This is a genomic window from Streptomyces yangpuensis (assembly GCF_001005295.1).
In the GTDB taxonomy this organism is placed as follows: domain Bacteria; phylum Actinomycetota; class Actinomycetes; order Streptomycetales; family Streptomycetaceae; genus Streptomyces; species Streptomyces yangpuensis.
In genome coordinates this window covers 941,774-957,026 of sequence record NZ_LBMK01000001.1, presented here as the reverse complement: position 1 = coordinate 957,026, position 15,253 = coordinate 941,774, and the positions used below count along the sequence as shown (strand labels likewise).

Annotated in this window: 10 protein-coding genes; 5 read left to right on the top strand and 5 right to left on the bottom strand. The window is 73.1% G+C overall.

Annotation, left to right across the window (positions count from 1 at the left end; genetic code table 11):
* Positions 1–27 precede the first annotated feature (27 nt).
* The 5 genes from AAT21_RS04300 to AAT21_RS04280 form a co-directional block, all read right to left on the bottom strand.
* Positions 28–225: a DUF397 domain-containing protein gene (locus AAT21_RS04300; RefSeq protein WP_046775301.1), complete on the bottom strand. Its 198-nt coding sequence runs from the start codon at positions 223–225 to the stop codon at positions 28–30.
* Complete coding sequence (locus AAT21_RS04295; protein ID WP_046775300.1) at positions 210–1,049, bottom strand: helix-turn-helix domain-containing protein; 840 nt, start codon at positions 1,047–1,049, stop codon at positions 210–212. The genes AAT21_RS04300 and AAT21_RS04295 overlap by 16 nt, the downstream gene beginning before the upstream one ends.
* Before the next feature lie 217 nt (positions 1,050–1,266).
* Positions 1,267–2,727, bottom strand: a complete 1,461-nt coding sequence (locus AAT21_RS04290; protein WP_046775299.1) for a glutamate synthase subunit beta — start codon at positions 2,725–2,727, stop codon at positions 1,267–1,269.
* A complete protein-coding gene (gltB, locus tag AAT21_RS04285; protein ID WP_167350557.1) occupies positions 2,720–7,276 on the bottom strand; it encodes a glutamate synthase large subunit in 4,557 nt (1,518 codons plus the stop codon). The genes AAT21_RS04290 and gltB overlap by 8 nt, the downstream gene beginning before the upstream one ends.
* A gap of 427 nt (positions 7,277–7,703) precedes the next feature.
* The gene (locus AAT21_RS04280; RefSeq protein WP_046775297.1) at positions 7,704–8,435 is read right to left on the bottom strand and encodes a VIT1/CCC1 transporter family protein; all 732 of its coding nucleotides are present in this window, start codon (positions 8,433–8,435) and stop codon (positions 7,704–7,706) included.
* 273 nt (positions 8,436–8,708) lie between these two features.
* Here AAT21_RS04280 and AAT21_RS04275 point away from each other — a divergent pair, with 273 nt between their 5' ends.
* The 5 genes from AAT21_RS04275 to rbsK all read left to right on the top strand — a co-directional run bounded on the left by AAT21_RS04275 (position 8,709) and on the right by rbsK (position 14,997).
* A complete protein-coding gene (locus AAT21_RS04275; RefSeq protein ID WP_046775296.1) occupies positions 8,709–9,704 on the top strand; it encodes an ADP-ribosylglycohydrolase family protein in 996 nt (331 codons plus the stop codon).
* A 305-nt stretch (positions 9,705–10,009) separates the two neighbouring features.
* Complete coding sequence (locus AAT21_RS04270; RefSeq protein WP_235438691.1) at positions 10,010–11,380, top strand: ADP-ribosylglycohydrolase family protein; 1,371 nt, start codon at positions 10,010–10,012, stop codon at positions 11,378–11,380.
* 7 nt (positions 11,381–11,387) lie between these two features.
* The gene (locus tag AAT21_RS04265; RefSeq protein WP_046775295.1) at positions 11,388–12,533 is read left to right on the top strand and encodes an ADP-ribosylglycohydrolase family protein; all 1,146 of its coding nucleotides are present in this window, start codon (positions 11,388–11,390) and stop codon (positions 12,531–12,533) included.
* Positions 12,530–14,065 carry an ADP-ribosylglycohydrolase family protein gene (locus AAT21_RS04260; protein ID WP_079025417.1) on the top strand — a complete coding sequence of 512 codons (1,536 nt, stop codon included), beginning with the start codon at positions 12,530–12,532 and terminating at the stop codon, positions 14,063–14,065. The genes AAT21_RS04265 and AAT21_RS04260 overlap by 4 nt, the downstream gene beginning before the upstream one ends.
* On the top strand, positions 14,062–14,997 hold the full coding sequence (rbsK, locus tag AAT21_RS04255; RefSeq protein WP_046775294.1) for a ribokinase: 936 nt from the start codon (positions 14,062–14,064) through the stop codon (positions 14,995–14,997). The genes AAT21_RS04260 and rbsK overlap by 4 nt, the downstream gene beginning before the upstream one ends.
* Positions 14,998–15,253: the final 256 nt, after the last annotated feature.

Genomic DNA, 15,253 nt, shown 5'->3' with positions numbered 1-15,253 from the left:
CCGACGGGTACGAAGAACCGCTGTACGTCAGCCCTTCTTGACCGCGCCGATGAACGAGGACCAGGCAGCGGCCGGGAACACCAGGACCGGCCCGGTGTCGGCCTGCTTGCTGTCGCGGACGGGAACGATGCCGGGGAGGTCGTCGGCCACCTCGACGCAGTTGGCGCCGTCGGAGTTGGAGTACGAGGACGTCCGCCAGGACAGGCCGTTCAGGTCTGCGCGCATTTCGCGTACTCCTCCGCCACCGACTCGATCAAGGCCAAGGATGCCGCCGGTGCCAGCGCAGCGGCCCTCGCAAGATCGTAGAGCTTCCAGTGGCGCTGGACCAGGGCCGGATAGTCGATCAAGTGCCCCACCCGGGGGCCTTCCGTGTAAACCACGTCGGGCGCGTCGACAAACTGCATGATGCTGACCAGCGAGCCCAGAGTGCCCTGGGCTCCGACGGAAAACGGGACCACCTGCACGACGATCCTGTTGTCGCGGACGCGGGCGGCGATGTGCCGCAGTTGGGCATCCATGACAGTGGGCCCTCCCACCTGCGTCCGCAGAACCGCCTCGTGCAGGACGAACCACAGTTCAGGGGTTACGGGGTCGTCAAGGAGGCGCTGGCGCTCCATACGGGACGCGACCAAGGACTCGACGTACTCCTCGGGCACGGTGGGATTGCCTCCCCTGATCACCGCGCGCGCGTAATCCTCCGTCTGGAGGAGGCCCAGCACCAGGCTGGAGCCGTACTCGTACATGGCCGTCGCCCGGGTTTCCAGTTCGGCCGCCGCAGCGAAGTACTCGACGTACCTGGACTTGAACGCCTTCGCCAACCGGTAGAAGTAGTCCCCCGTACCCAGCTCGCGGTCGATGAGTACCGCGATCTCGGGGCGCAGACGGCGCTGACCGCCCTCCATCTGCCCGACGTAGGATCCGGTGGCGAAGATCCGCTCGCCCAGCGCGGCCTGGGTCAGCCCCGCCGCTTCCCGGTGACGCCGCAGCTCCTCGCGGGCGAACTCCTCCGGCGTCTGCGCCGCGCCACCCTCACCCTTCGGCTTGGCCATGCGACAACTCCCCGCTCCTACGGTCCCCTTGGCGGGCAGCAGCGTAGCCCTCACCACGACGCCGGGGCAGCGGAACGCATTCATACGACCGGGAAACGCCACGGCGCCCGCCACCCCTGGTCGGGGACGTGGCGGGCGCGGTGCCGGGTGTTCCGTACGCCGTTGTACGGACCGTATGAGGGGTCCCGCCCTTCGCGGGCGGGCGTGCTGCCGGTGGCTACACCGTCAGCGAGCGGTCCGTCGGCTTGACCGGGTACGGGAGAGTGCTGCTGCCGGTCAGGAAGCGGTCCACGCCGCGGGCGGCCGAGCGGCCCTCCGCGATGGCCCAGACGATGAGCGACTGGCCGCGGCCCGCGTCGCCGGCGACGAAGACGCCGTCGACGTTGGTCGCGTAGGAGGCGTCGCGGTCGATGTTGCCGCGGGCGTCCAGCTCGACGCCGAACTGCTGGACCAGGCCGTTCGCCTGGTCGGTGCCCGTGAAGCCCATCGCCAGGGTCACCAGCTGCGCGGGGAGGACGCGCTCGGTGCCGGGCTTCTGGACGAGCTTGCCGTCGACGAACTCGACCTCGACCAGGTGGAGGGCCTTGACGTTGCCGTCCTCGTCGCCCTCGAAGTGGGTGGTGGAGACGGAGTAGACCCGCTCGCCGCCCTCCTCGTGGGCCGAGGTGACCTTGTAGAGCATCGGGAAGGTCGGCCACGGCTGGTTGGCGCTGCGCTCCTCGCCCGGCTTCGGCATGATCTCCAGCTGCGTGACCGAGGCCGCGCCCTGGCGGTGGGCGGTGCCCACGCAGTCCGCGCCGGTGTCGCCGCCGCCGATGACGACCACGTGCTTGCCCTCGGCCGTGATCGGCGGGGCCAGGAAGTCGCCCTCCTGGACCTTGTTCGCGAGCGGCAGGTACTCCATCGCGAAGTGGATGCCGCCCAGCTCGCGGCCCGGGACCGGCAGGTCGCGCGAGACGGTGGCACCGGCCGCGACGACCACCGCGTCGAACCGCTTGCGCAGGTCGGTGGCGGTGATGTCGCGGCCGACCTCGATGCCCGTACGGAACTTGGTTCCCTCCGCGCGCATCTGCTCGATGCGGCGGTTGATGTGCACCTTCTCCATCTTGAACTCGGGGATGCCGTAGCGCAGCAGGCCGCCGATGCGGTCGGCGCGCTCGTACACGACCACGGTGTGGCCGGCCCGGGTCAGCTGCTGGGCGGCGGCCAGGCCGGCCGGGCCCGAGCCGATCACGGCGACGGTCTTGCCGGACAGGCGCTCGGGGGCCTGCGGGGTGACGTCCCCGTTGTCCCACGCCTTGTCGATGATCGAGACCTCGACGTTCTTGATGGTGACGGCCGGCTGGTTGATGCCGAGCACGCACGCCGACTCGCACGGGGCCGGGCACAGGCGGCCCGTGAACTCCGGGAAGTTGTTCGTCGCGTGCAGCCGCTCCGACGCCGCCGCCCAGTCGTCGCGGTAGGCGTAGTCGTTCCACTCGGGGATCAGGTTCCCCAGCGGGCAGCCGTTGTGGCAGAACGGGATGCCGCAGTCCATGCAGCGGCCGGCCTGCTTGCTGATGATCGGCAGCAGCGAGCCCGGGACGTAGACCTCGTTCCAGTCCTTCAGCCGGTCGGCGACGGGACGGGAGCAGGCGGTCTCGCGGGTGGTGGTGAGGAAGCCCTTCGGGTCAGCCATGGGTCGCCGCCTCCATCATCTTCTCCGTGGTCTCGGATTCCGAGAGTCCGGCGAGCTCAGCGGCGTCCTTGGCGGCGAGCACTGCCTTGTACGTGGTCGGGATGATCTTGCTGAAGCGGTCCACCGCGGTGGACCAGTCGGCCAGGAGCTTCGCGGCCACGGTCGAGCCGGTCTCCTCCTCGTGGCGGCGCACCACATCGTGCAGCCACTGCTTGTCGGTGTCGGACAGGGCCTCGACCGCGCCCGCGTTGCCGACGTTGACGTTGTTCGGGTCGAGGTCGATGACGTACGCGACGCCACCCGACATGCCGGCCGCGAAGTTGCGGCCCGTCTCGCCCAGGACGACCGCCGTGCCGCCGGTCATGTACTCGCAGCCGTGGTCGCCCACGCCCTCCGAGACGACCAGGGCACCGGAGTTGCGGACGCAGAAGCGTTCGCCGGTGCGGCCGCGCAGGAACATCTCGCCGCCGGTGGCTCCGTAGCCGATGGTGTTGCCGGCGATGGTGGAGTACTCGGCGAGGTGGTCGGCGCCGCGGTCCGGGCGGACCACGATGCGGCCGCCGGAGAGGCCCTTGCCGACGTAGTCGTTGGCGTCGCCCTCCAGGCGGAGGGTGATGCCCTTCGGGACGAAGGCGCCGAAGGACTGGCCGGCCGAGCCGGTGAAGGTGAGGTCGATGGTGTTGTCGGGCAGGCCCGCACCGCCGAACTTCTTGGTGACGTGGTGGCCGAGCATCGTGCCGACGGTCCGGTTGATGTTCCGGATGGCGACCTGGGCACGGACCGGCTGGGCCGCCTCCGCGGTCTCGGCGTTCAGCGCGTCGGCCGCGAGCTCGATCAGCTCGTTGTCGAGGGCCTTCTCCAGACCGTGGTCCTGCTCGATCAGGGCGTGGCGGACCGCGCCCTCGGGCAGCTCGGGCACGTAGAAGAGCGGCTCCAGGTCGAGACCCTGCGCCTTCCAGTGCGAGACGGCCTTGGTGGTGTCGAGGAGCTCGGCGTGGCCGACGGCCTCCTCGATCGTACGGAAGCCCAGCTCGGCGAGGAGCTCGCGCACCTCCTCCGCGATGAACTCGAAGAAGTTCACGACGAACTCGGGCTTGCCGGAGAAGCGGTCCCGCAGGACCGGGTTCTGGGTGGCGATGCCGACCGGGCAGGTGTCCAGGTGGCAGACGCGCATCATGACGCAGCCGGAGACGACGAGCGGCGCGGTCGCGAAACCGAACTCCTCGGCGCCGAGCAGCGCGGCGATGACGACGTCGCGGCCGGTCTTGAGCTGGCCGTCGGTCTGGACGACGATGCGGTCGCGCAGGCCGTTGAGCAGCAGGGTCTGCTGGGTCTCGGCGAGGCCGAGCTCCCAGGGGCCGCCCGCGTGCTTGAGCGAGGTGAGCGGGGAGGCGCCCGTACCGCCGTCGTGGCCGGAGATCAGGACGACGTCCGCGTGGGCCTTGGAGACGCCCGCCGCGACCGTGCCGACGCCGACTTCGGAGACCAGCTTCACGTGGATGCGGGCGACCGGGTTGGCGTTCTTGAGGTCGTGGATGAGCTGGGCGAGGTCCTCGATGGAGTAGATGTCGTGGTGCGGCGGCGGGGAGATCAGGCCGACGCCGGGCGTCGAGTGACGCGTCTTGGCGACCCACGGGTAGACCTTGTGGCCGGGCAGCTGGCCGCCCTCGCCGGGCTTGGCGCCCTGCGCCATCTTGATCTGGATGTCGTCCGCGTTGACCAGGTACTCGCTCGTGACACCGAAGCGGCCGGAGGCGACCTGCTTGATGGAGGAGCGGCGCGCCGGGTCGTAGAGGCGGTCCGGGTCCTCGCCGCCCTCACCGGTGTTGGACTTGGCGCCCAGCTGGTTCATGGCGATGGCGAGGGTCTCGTGCGCCTCCTTGGAGATGGAGCCGTACGACATGGCGCCGGTGGAGAAGCGCTTGACGATCTCGGAGACCGGCTCGACCTCGTCGACGGAGATCGAGGGGCGGTCGCTCTTGCCGTTCTCATTCGTCTTGAGGGCGAAGAGGCCGCGGAGCGTCATCAGGCGCTCGGACTGCTCGTTCACGCGGTCCGTGTACTGCCGGAAGATGTCGTACCGGCGGTTGCGGGTGGCGTGCTGGAGGCGGAAGACCGTCTCCGGGTCGAACAGGTGCGGCTCGCCCTCGCGGCGCCACTGGTACTCGCCGCCGATGTCCAGCGCGCGGTGCGTGGCGGTGACGCCGGAGGCCGGGTACGCCTTGGCGTGGCGGGCGGCCACCTCCTTGGCGATGACGTCCAGGCCGGCGCCGCCGATCTTGGTGGCGGTGCCGTTGAAGTAGGTTTCGACGAACTCGTCGTTCAGGCCGACGGCCTCGAAGACCTGGGCGCCGCGGTAGGAGGCGACGGTGGAGATGCCCATCTTGGACATGACCTTCAGGACGCCCTTGCCGAGCGCGTAGATCAGGTTCTTGATGGCCTTCTCGGGCTCGATGCCCTCGATGAACGTACCGGCGCGCAGCAGGTCCTCGACGGACTCCATGGCGAGGTACGGGTTGACCGCGGCGGCGCCGTAGCCGATGAGCAGGGCGACGTGGTGGACCTCGCGGACGTCGCCGGCCTCGACGAGCAGGCCCACCTGGGTGCGCTGCTTGGTGGCGATGAGGTGGTGGTGCACGGCGGCGGTGAGCAGCAGCGACGGGATCGGCGCGTGCTCGGCGTCCGAGTGGCGGTCCGAGAGGACGATCAGGCGGGCGCCGCTCGCGATGGCCGCGTCGGCCTCGGCACGGATCTCCTCGATGCGCGCGGCGAGTGCGTCGCCGCCGCCGGAGACCCGGTAGAGGCCCGACAGGGTGGCGGCCTTCATGCCCGGCATGTCGCCGTCGGCGTTGATGTGGATGAGCTTGGCCAGCTCGTCGTTGTCGATCACCGGGAAGGGCAGGGTGACGCTGCGGCAGGACGCGGCGGTCGGCTCCAGCAGGTTGGACTGCGGGCCGATCGAGGACAGCAGCGAGGTGACGAGCTCCTCGCGGATGGCGTCCAGCGGCGGGTTGGTGACCTGCGCGAACAGCTGGGTGAAGTAGTCGAAGAGCAGCCGGGGGCGCTCGGACAGGGCCGCGATCGGGGAGTCCGTGCCCATGGAGCCGAGGGGCTCGCCGCCGGTACGGGCCATCGGCGCGAGGATGACGCGCAGCTCTTCCTCGGTGTAGCCGAAGGTCTGCTGGCGGCGGGTGACGGAGGCGTGCGTGTGCACGATGTGCTCGCGCTCGGGCAGGTCCGTCAGCTCGATCTCGCCGGTCTCCAGCCATTCGGCGTACGGGGCGGCGGAGGCGAGCTCGTTCTTGATCTCGTCGTCCTCGACGATCCGCTTCTGTGCGGTGTCGACGAGGAACATCTTGCCGGGCTGCAGGCGGCCCTTGCGGACGACCTTGGCCGGGTCGATGTCGAGGACGCCGACCTCGGAGCCGAGGACGACGAGGCCGTCGTCGGTGACCCAGTAGCGGCCGGGGCGCAGGCCGTTGCGGTCGAGGACCGCGCCGACCTGGGTGCCGTCGGTGAAGGTGACGCAGGCGGGGCCGTCCCAGGGCTCCATCAGCGTGGAGTGGTACTGGTAGAAGGCGCGGCGGGCCGGGTCCATGGAGGTGTGGTTCTCCCACGCCTCCGGGATCATCATCAGCACGCTGTGCGGCAGCGACCGGCCGCCGAGGTGGAGCAGCTCCAGGACCTCGTCGAAGGAGGCCGAGTCGGAGGCGTCCGGGGTGCAGATCGGGAAGATGCGGTCGAGCGCGCCCTCGCCGAAGACGGTGGACGCGAGCTGGGACTCGCGGGCCTTCATCCAGTTCCGGTTGCCCTTGACCGTGTTGATCTCGCCGTTGTGCGCGACGAAGCGGTACGGGTGGGCGAGCGGCCAGGACGGGAAGGTGTTGGTGGAGAAGCGCGAGTGGACCAGGGCGAGCGCCGAGGCGAAGCGGCGGTCGGAGAGGTCCGGGAAGAAGGGCTCCAGCTGGCCGGTGGTCAGCATGCCCTTGTAGACGATGGTGCGGGCGGAGAGCGACGGGAAGTACACGCCGGCCTCGCGCTCGGCGCGCTTGCGCAGCACGAACGCCTTGCGGTCCAGCTCGATGCCGGTGCTGCCGTTGCTGACGAACAGCTGGCGGAAGGCGGGCATGGTGGCGCGGGCGCCGTTGCCGAGCAGGTCGGGGGTGACCGGGACCTCGCGCCAGCCGAGGACCGTGAGGTTCTCCTCGGCGGCGATGGCCTCGATCTGCTCCGCGGCGACGGCCTGTGCGGTGCCGTCGGCGGGGAGGAAGGCGATGCCGACGGCGTACGCGCCGGCCTCGGGGAGCTCGAATCCGGCGACCTCGCGCAGGAAGGCGTCCGGCACCTGGGACAGGATTCCCGCGCCGTCGCCGGAGTCCGGCTCGGAGCCGGTGGCGCCACGGTGCTCGAGGTTCCGCAGAACGGTCAGGGCCTGCTCAACGAGGGTGTGGGTGGCCTCGCCGGTGAGGTTCGCCACGAATCCGACGCCGCAGGCGTCCTTCTCGTTGCGCGGGTCGTACATGCCCTGCTGGGCGGGGCGACCGTCCATGGGCGACCAGGCGGTGTTCAGGCCGGTCGCGGAGTGCGTGGATGCGGAACGCATCGGCTCTCCCGTCGTCGTCGTGGCATATGTGCATAGCCGAGGGACGACGTTGGCCCTCTGCGAAATTTCGTGCAGATTACATGATGACGACAATCCCGAGAAGCGGATACGCCATTCCAGCATGCGGACACTGCGCGAGGCAGAAAGAGGGGACTTCCGCGCCGCCCTACGGGCGGATCGCGGGGTGGCGCTGGGCGATCCCGGCGTGTTCCCGCGCATCCCCGCGTCGTGCGTGAGGCGAAGGTCCCGGTACAGGGCGAGCATCGTTGCCCGCCCGGAGTCCTGGAGTGATGCCCGGCGGACACGGATTCGAAACCGCCGAGTAACGGACTACTTATGTTGCGTACTGCATAGTGTCTCACTCCGGGGGCGGTCAGCCTATGGCTGCGCCGATCCAGGTTCCCAGGATGTACGTCACACCGGCCGCCGCGCCACCGAGGAGCAGCTGGCGCAGGCCGCTGTACCACCAGGACCGGGCGGTGACCCGGGCGACGACCGCGCCGCAGGCGAAGAGCCCGGCCAGCGCGAGCAGCACCGCGGGCCACAGGGCCGTGGCGCCGAGCAGGTAGGGCAGTACGGGCAGCAGCGCGCCCAGCGCGAAGGAGCCGAAGGACGAGACGGCGGCGACCAGCGGCGACGGCAGGTCGTCGGGGTCGATGCCGAGCTCCTCGCGGGCGTGGATCTCCAGCGCCTGCTCGGGATCGCGGGACAGCTGCATGGCGACCTCGCGGGCGAGCGCCGGCTCGACGCCGCGGGAGACGTAGAGCTCGGCCAGCTCCTTCATCTCGTCGACGGGGTGCTTGCGCAGCTGCTGCCGCTCGATGTCGAGTTCGGCGAGGACCAGCTCGCGCTGCGAGGCCACGGAGGTGTACTCACCGGCGGCCATCGAGAAGGCTCCGGCGGCGAGTCCGGCGAGGCCCGTGATGACGACCGTCTGCGGGGCGACGGCGCCGCCGGCCACGCCGGTCATGAGGGCGAGGTTGGAGACGAGCCCGTCCATCGCGCCGAAGACGGCCGGCCGCAGCCATCCACCGCTGACGTCACGGTGGGTGTGGTTGTCGCGGTGCGCGGTGTGCAGCGGCGCTTCGATGTCGATGATGGACATGCGTGGTACCTCCCCTTATCTCCCCATTGGTGCGAACGGACGCCATGACGCGTTCCGCTCCCCCTGAACGTCTCGAAACTACGCACGATTTTTGCGGGCCGCCAGCAAGGAAGGCCGTACTTACCTGCGGTTTTGCGCCTCGGCGACCGGGTGACGCCGGAGTGCCCGGGGTGTTTCGCGGCGCGCGACAAACCGCATGACATGGCACAAATCCCCCAAGGGCTCATGATGAGCCCCATCGATGAGCCCCGTCCAAGGGGGAGAGGCGCGCCAATGGAGCCGGTGAAGCTGATCGCGTGCAATCCGCAGGTCCTCCTCGAACGGGCCAGGGGCGCTCTTCTGGGGCTCGCGGTGGGCGACGCGCTCGGCGCCCCCGCGGAGAACATGAAGCCGTCGCAGATCCGGGCGAAATGGGGCCGCATCGAGGGCTTCGTGTCGGAGGACCCGGCCGGTACGGACGACACCGAGTACGCGATCTTCTCGGGGCTGCTCCTGGCCCGCCACGGCTCGGCGCTCACCGTCTCCCACGTCGAACGGGCCTGGCACCACTGGATCGCGGACCTCGACGAAGGCCCCTTCCGGGGTGCCGGCTTCTCGGAGCGCGGCACGCTGGAGAACCTCCGCCGGGGCCTGGCGGCGCCCATCTCCGCCCAGCACCGGCACGCCTGGTCGGACGGCCTGGCCATGCGGGCCGCGCCGTTCGGCGTCTTCGCGGCGGGACGGCCCGCCGAGGCGGCACGGCTCGTCGCCATCGACGGCACGGTCAGCCACGACGGCGAGGGCATCTACGGCGGCCAGGCGGTCGCGGCGGGCGTGGCGGCGGCCATGGCGGGCGGCAGCCCGGCGTCCGTGGTCTCCGCCGCGCTCTCGGTGATCCCGTCCGACTCGTGGACGGCCCGCTCCCTGCGCCGGGCGGTCACCGCCGCCCCGCGCGGGGAGCGGGCGGTGCGCTCGGCGGTGGTCATCGGCGGCTACCCGTGGACGGACCTGGCCCCGGAGGCGGTGGGCCTCGCCTTCGGCGCCTTCGCCGCCTCCGCCGGGGACTTCGCCTCCTCCGTCCTCACCGCCGTGAACATGGGCCGCGACGCCGACACCACGGCCGCGGTGGCGGGCGCCCTGGCCGGGGCGATGTCGGGGGCCGCGGCGATCCCCACCGCGTGGGGCTCGGCCATCGGCCCGGTGCGCGGCAGCTGCCTCCCGTCGATGCGGGGCTACCACGTCCTGGACATCGCGGACCTCCTCACCCCGGAATACGAGGCCCCCCGATGACCGTCCACTCCCCCGACGAAACCACCCCGTCCGCCACGGCCCCCGCGGAGCGCGCACCGAACGGTCCGCCGCGGCCTGCCCCTGCGGACGCGGCGGCGGGCCCGGCCGCGGCGGACCATGACCCGGGGGCCTGGCCGCTGCCCGCCCCGGCGGGCCCGGCGGAAGGCGGCGCCCCGACCGCCCCGGACCGCGGGCCGGAGGCCCGGCCGCAGGCCGTCACGGCGGCCCTCGGGGCGGCGGCACAGCTGCAGCCGCTTCCGGCCGACCCGAGAACGGCCCTCGCGGAGCAGGGGCCGGGCAACGGCATGGACCAAGAACCCGGAGCGCCAGGGCCCGCGGCGGACGCGGCAACGCCGGACCGCGGGCCGCAGGCCGTGGCGGCGGGGGCCCGGACCGAGGGCCGGCCGCAGGGCGTGCCGGGTGGCCGGGCGGCGGAAGCGGCCGGGGCGCGGGCCGGGGTGGCGGCCGGGCCGGGCCGGGGCGCGGCCGCCCCGCTGCGGACCGTGATCCGGGCCGCAGCGCAGCCCGGCGAGGCGCGGACCGGACCGGACGTCGCGGACCGGCGTCCCATCGAGGGGCTCCTCCTCGGGCTCGCCGCAGGCGACGCGGCCGGCTGGCCCGCGGCCCGCCACCGCGCCAGCCGGATGCCCGAGTGGACCCGCCGCCTCACCCGCGAGCTCGACACCTTCGCCGAGCAGAACGCCACCACCACCCTCCCCGTCCCCATCGCCCTCAACCAGCCCCCCGAGCCGCTGCGCCTCGGCCCGTCCGACGACGCCGAATGGGCGGCCTTCGTCGCCGAGTCCGTCCTCACCGCCGCCGGTGTACTCCTCAGCGACCTCTCCCGTTCCCGCCGCATGCGCGCCGCCATCGACCTCGCCTGGAACGCCCTCGCCTCCGAGGTCGCCGCCGCCGCGGAACGCGCCCCCGAGGTCGAGTCCGCCGTGCTCCCCCTCCGCGCCCGGATCTCCGTCCGCGCCGGCCTCGGCAATCTCGCCACCGGCCTGCGACCGCCCGCCACCGGCCACGACAACCCGCACTACTTCGACGACGCCGCCTGCGTCCGCGCCTGCGTCCTCGCCGTCGTCCACCCCGGCGACGCGAAGGCCGCCGCCGACCTCGCCGAGTTCGACGCCCGCTACACCCAGGACGGCGACGGCGTGCACGGCGCCCGCGCCATGGCGGCCGCCGTCGCCACCGCCCTCACCACCGCCGACGTCGACGCGGCCGTCGACGCCGCGCTCGCCCTGCTCCCGGAGGCCACCGAGATCGGCCGCAACGCCCGGCACGCCGTCGGACTGGCCCGCGCCCACGCCGACGGCGGCGCGTTCGCCATCGTCCCGACCCTCGAACACGAAATCGTGGACCACGTGTACAGCTACGGCATCGCCGCCGCCGAGACCGTCCCCGTGGCCCTCGCCCTCGCGACCGCCGCCCGCGGCAGGGCGGCCGAGGCCGTACCGGCCGCCGCCTGCCTGTCCCGCGTCGCGGACTCCGCCCCCGCCCTCGCCGGCGCGCTCACCGGCGCGATCGGCGGCGGCGACTCGATCCCCGCCGCCTGGCGCGAGGCCTGCCGCACCCTCTCCGGCTGCGCCCTCCCCCGCCTCGCCGGCACCGACCTCGTGGAACTCGCCGCGCTCCTCGCGCACACGGAACTCACCTCACCCAAGGGATGATTCGGACATGACGCTCACGTTGGAGGACCGGGCCTGCGGAGCCCTCGTCGGCGCCGCGGTCGGCGACGCGCTCGGCGGCCCGGTCGAGGGCTGGACCCCGGACCAGATCGTCGAACGGCACGGCGGCCGCGTCCACGGCATCGTCGGCCCGTGGCACGAGAACTGGCGCACCGCCCGTCCCATCGCCCCGTACCACAAAGGCGACGGACACGTCACGGACGACACCCTGATGACGCACGCGCTGGTACGGGTCTACGAGGCCGTACGCGACCACCTCGACGCGTACGCCGTCGCCGAGCACCTGGTGCCCGACCTGATGACCGTCCCCCGCTGGATCCCCGAACTGGAGGCCGAGGCACTGCCGTTGCAGCGGATCTTCCTCGCGGAGAAGTGGATGGTGACCCGCCTGCACTACGCGCACGCGGACCCGCGCGAGGCCGGCACCGGCAACATCGTCAACTGCGGCGCGGCCATGTACATGGCTCCCGTGGGCATCGCCAACGCGGGCAACCCGGCGGGCGCCTACGCGGAGGCCCTCGACATCGCCGGCGCGCACCAGTCGTCGTACGGACGGGAGGCGGCGGGCGTGTTCGCGGCGGCCGTGGCGGCGGCGTGCGTACCGGGGGCGACGGCCGCCTCGGTGGTGGAGGCGGCCCTGTCCCTGGCCAAGGACGGCACGCGCGCGGCGATCTCGGCCGTCTGCGAAGTGGCCGCCGGATACCGGGACTTCGAGTCGGCGCTGGCCCCGCTGCGGGCGGCGGTGGCCCCGTACGACTCGGTCGGCCCGGACTACCGCAGCCCGTCACTGGACGCCCGCCGCCCGTCCCGGCTCCACGCCGTCGAGGAGCTGCCGATCGCGCTCGGGATGCTGCTCGTGGCGGACGGACGGTACGACGCGGCCGTGCTCGGCGCGGTCAACTACGGGCGGGACTGCGACTCCATCGCCACCATGGCCGGGGCGGTCGCCGGGGCCCTGGGCGGCGAGGCCGTGGTCCCGGCGGTCTGGGCGAAGCAGGTCGCCGAGGCCAGCCGCCTCGACCTGCACGCCCCCGCCGTCGCGCTGGCCACCGTGGCCCGGGAGATCTTCGCCCTCGACCGCGCCCGCCGCCGCACCCACGAATCGGCCTTCACCAAGATCGCAACCCCCCGATGACCCCCACCACCCCGGCCCCGGGCCCGCCGAAGCCCGGACCTGACGCCCCCGGCCCCGGACCGGCCGGCCGCGTACGCCTGACCTGGGCGCAGCCCGAGGATCTCGTCGGGCACGAGCTGCGCCAGGCGGCCGAGGACGGCCGGGACCCGGGTCCCGCCCTGCGGGCCTGGTCCGCCGCGGGCGGCCACCCGGCGCCCGAGCGCGCCGGGGCCTCCGCCGCCCCGGCGCCCCCGCACCTGCGTGCGCTGGCGACGCGCCTGCTGGACGAACTGGCCCGCCTCCCCTCCCCGTTGTGCGCCGACGAGCCCACCTCCTGGACAGCCATCGTCGCGGCCTGCCCGCAGGCGACCCCCCTCCCCGGCACAGCCTCCACCCCGCCCGCGGACCACGTCCCGCAGGCCCGCCTACAAGCCGCGCCCGAGGCACAGCCCGCCCGCGGCCACACCGGTACCGGCCGTGTGGCCGGCGGCCAGGGTGGGTTGCGGGAGCGGCTGGAGGCCGCATGGGTCGGGCGGGCCGTCGGGTGTCTGCTCGGCAAGCCCGTCGAGAAGCTGCCGCTCGACGGGATCCGCGCCCTCGCCCGCGCCGCCGGCAACTGGCCGCTGGACGACTGGTTCAGCGCCCGCGGCGTCCCGCCCGCCCTGCTGGCCGCCCACCCGTGGAACCGCCGCTCCGCCCCCACCTCACTCGCCGAGAACATCGACGGCATGCCCGAGGACGACGACCTCAACTACCCCCTCCTGGGCCTCCTCCTGCTCCAGCGCCACGGCAAGGCCTTCACCACCAGCGACGTCGCCCGCCTGTGGCTCGACGAGCTGCCCGCCGGGCGTACGTTCACCGCCGAGCGGATCGCCTACCGCAACCTCCTCCTCGGGCTGGAACCCCCCGCCACCGCCACCCACCACAACCCCTTCCGCGAGTGGATCGGCGCCCTCATCCGGGCCGACGTCCACGGCTGGACCAACCCCGGCGACCCGCCCTCCGCCGCGGCCCAGGCGTACCGGGACGCCGCCCTGACCCACACCGGCAACGGCGTCTACGCCGCCCTCTTCGTCGCCGCCGCCACCGCCGAGGCCGCCACCGGCCGCGCCGACGTGCACACGGCGCTGCGCACCGGCCTGGCCGCCGTACCGCCCCGCTCCCGCCTCGCCGAAGCCGTCCGCTTCGGACTGCGCACGGCCGCCGACGAAACCGACTTCGACCTCGTCGTCGACCGGCTGCACGCCCGCTACGGGCACTACCACTGGGTCCACGCCGTCCCGAACACCGCCCTGATCGCCGCCGCCCTGGCCCACGCCGACGGCGACTTCACCCGCTCCGTCTGCCGTGCCGTCTCCGGCGGCTGGGACACCGACTCCAACGGAGCCACCGCCGGAGCCCTCGCCGGACTGCTCACCGGCTCGCCGCAGCGGATCCCGCACCGCTGGACCGCCCCCCTCAAGAACCGCCTCGCCACCACCGTCCCCGGCTTCGACGGCATCGGCTTCGACACCCTCGCCCACCTCACCGCACAGGAGGCAGCACGCTCATGACGGCCATCGCCGTGCTCGGCAGCACCAACATGGACCTCGTCGCCTACGTCCCCAAGGCCCCCCTCCCCGGGGAGACGGTCACCGGCCGCGCGTTCCGGACCGTCCCGGGCGGCAAGGGCGCCAACCAGGCCGTCGCCGCCGCCCGCTCCGGCGGGAAGGTGGTGATGATCGGCGCGGTCGGGGCCGACGAGTTCGGCGTACGGCTGCGCTCCGCGCTCACCGCCGCCGGGGTCGAGACGGCGGCCCTGCGCACCGTCGAGGGCGCCAGCGGCACCGCACACATCACCGTGGACGACGAGGGCGGCAACCGCATCGTCGTCATCCCCGGTGCGAACGGCAGCGTCACCGCCCTGGAAGCGGGCGACGAGGCCCGGATCGCCGCCGCCGGCGCCCTGCTCCTCCAGCTCGAACTGCCCCTGCCCGCCGTACTCGCCGGAGCCCGCGCGGCCCGCGCGCACGGCGTCCGTACGGTACTCACCCCGGCCCCCGTCCAACCGCTGCCCGCGGAACTCCTCGCCGCCACCGACCTCCTCGTGCCCAACGAGCACGAGGCGGCCGCCCTGACCGGCCTGACCGACCCCCGGCAGGCCGCCGAGGCACTGCTGGCCACCGTGCCGGAGGTGGTGATCACCCTCGGCGCGGCCGGAGTCCTCTACGCGGCACGCGGCCGGGACCCGCTGAACGTGCCCGCGCCCCGGGTCCGGGCCGTGGACACCACCGCGGCCGGGGACACCTTCGTCGGCGCGCTGGCCGTGGCCCTGGGCGAGGGCCGCCCGATGCCGGAGGCGCTGCGCTGGGCCTCGGCGGCGGCCGCGCTCTCCGTGCAGCGCCACGGCGCCCAGGACTCGATGCCGACCCGCGCCGAGACCGACGCCTTCGCCCTGGCCGGCTGGCAGGCGAACCACCGCCCCGACACCGGAGCCGCCTCATGACCCCCGCCACGCCTTCCGGCTCCGCTGGGGCCGGGAGTGTGCCGGGGCGATCCCCGCACAACGCCGAACGCACCACAGCCGCACCTTCCGCCTCCCCCGGGGCCGACCGCGTACCGGAGCGATCCCCGCAGGACCCCGAACGCACCACAGCCGCACCATCAGCCTCCCCCAAGGCCGACCACGTACCGGAGCGATCCCCGCAGAACCCCGAACGCACCACAGCCGCGCCTTCCGGCTCGCCCGGGGCCGACCACGT

Excerpts from the sequence above, each read along its gene's own strand:
- AAT21_RS04300 (WP_046775301.1), bottom strand. The coding sequence starts at position 225 with ATGCGCGCAGACCTGAACGGCCTGTCCTGGCGGACGTCCTCGTACTCC.
- AAT21_RS04295 (WP_046775300.1), bottom strand. The coding sequence starts at position 1,049 with ATGGCCAAGCCGAAGGGTGAGGGTGGCGCGGCGCAGACGCCGGAGGAG.
- AAT21_RS04290 (WP_046775299.1), bottom strand. The coding sequence starts at position 2,727 with ATGGCTGACCCGAAGGGCTTCCTCACCACCACCCGCGAGACCGCCTGC.
- gltB (WP_167350557.1), bottom strand. The coding sequence starts at position 7,276 with ATGGACGGTCGCCCCGCCCAGCAGGGCATGTACGACCCGCGCAACGAG.
- AAT21_RS04280 (WP_046775297.1), bottom strand. The coding sequence starts at position 8,435 with ATGTCCATCATCGACATCGAAGCGCCGCTGCACACCGCGCACCGCGAC.
- AAT21_RS04275 (WP_046775296.1), top strand. The coding sequence starts at position 8,709 with ATGGAGCCGGTGAAGCTGATCGCGTGCAATCCGCAGGTCCTCCTCGAA.
- AAT21_RS04270 (WP_235438691.1), top strand. The coding sequence starts at position 10,010 with ATGGACCAAGAACCCGGAGCGCCAGGGCCCGCGGCGGACGCGGCAACG.
- AAT21_RS04265 (WP_046775295.1), top strand. The coding sequence starts at position 11,388 with ATGACGCTCACGTTGGAGGACCGGGCCTGCGGAGCCCTCGTCGGCGCC.
- AAT21_RS04260 (WP_079025417.1), top strand. The coding sequence starts at position 12,530 with ATGACCCCCACCACCCCGGCCCCGGGCCCGCCGAAGCCCGGACCTGAC.
- rbsK (WP_046775294.1), top strand. The coding sequence starts at position 14,062 with ATGACGGCCATCGCCGTGCTCGGCAGCACCAACATGGACCTCGTCGCC.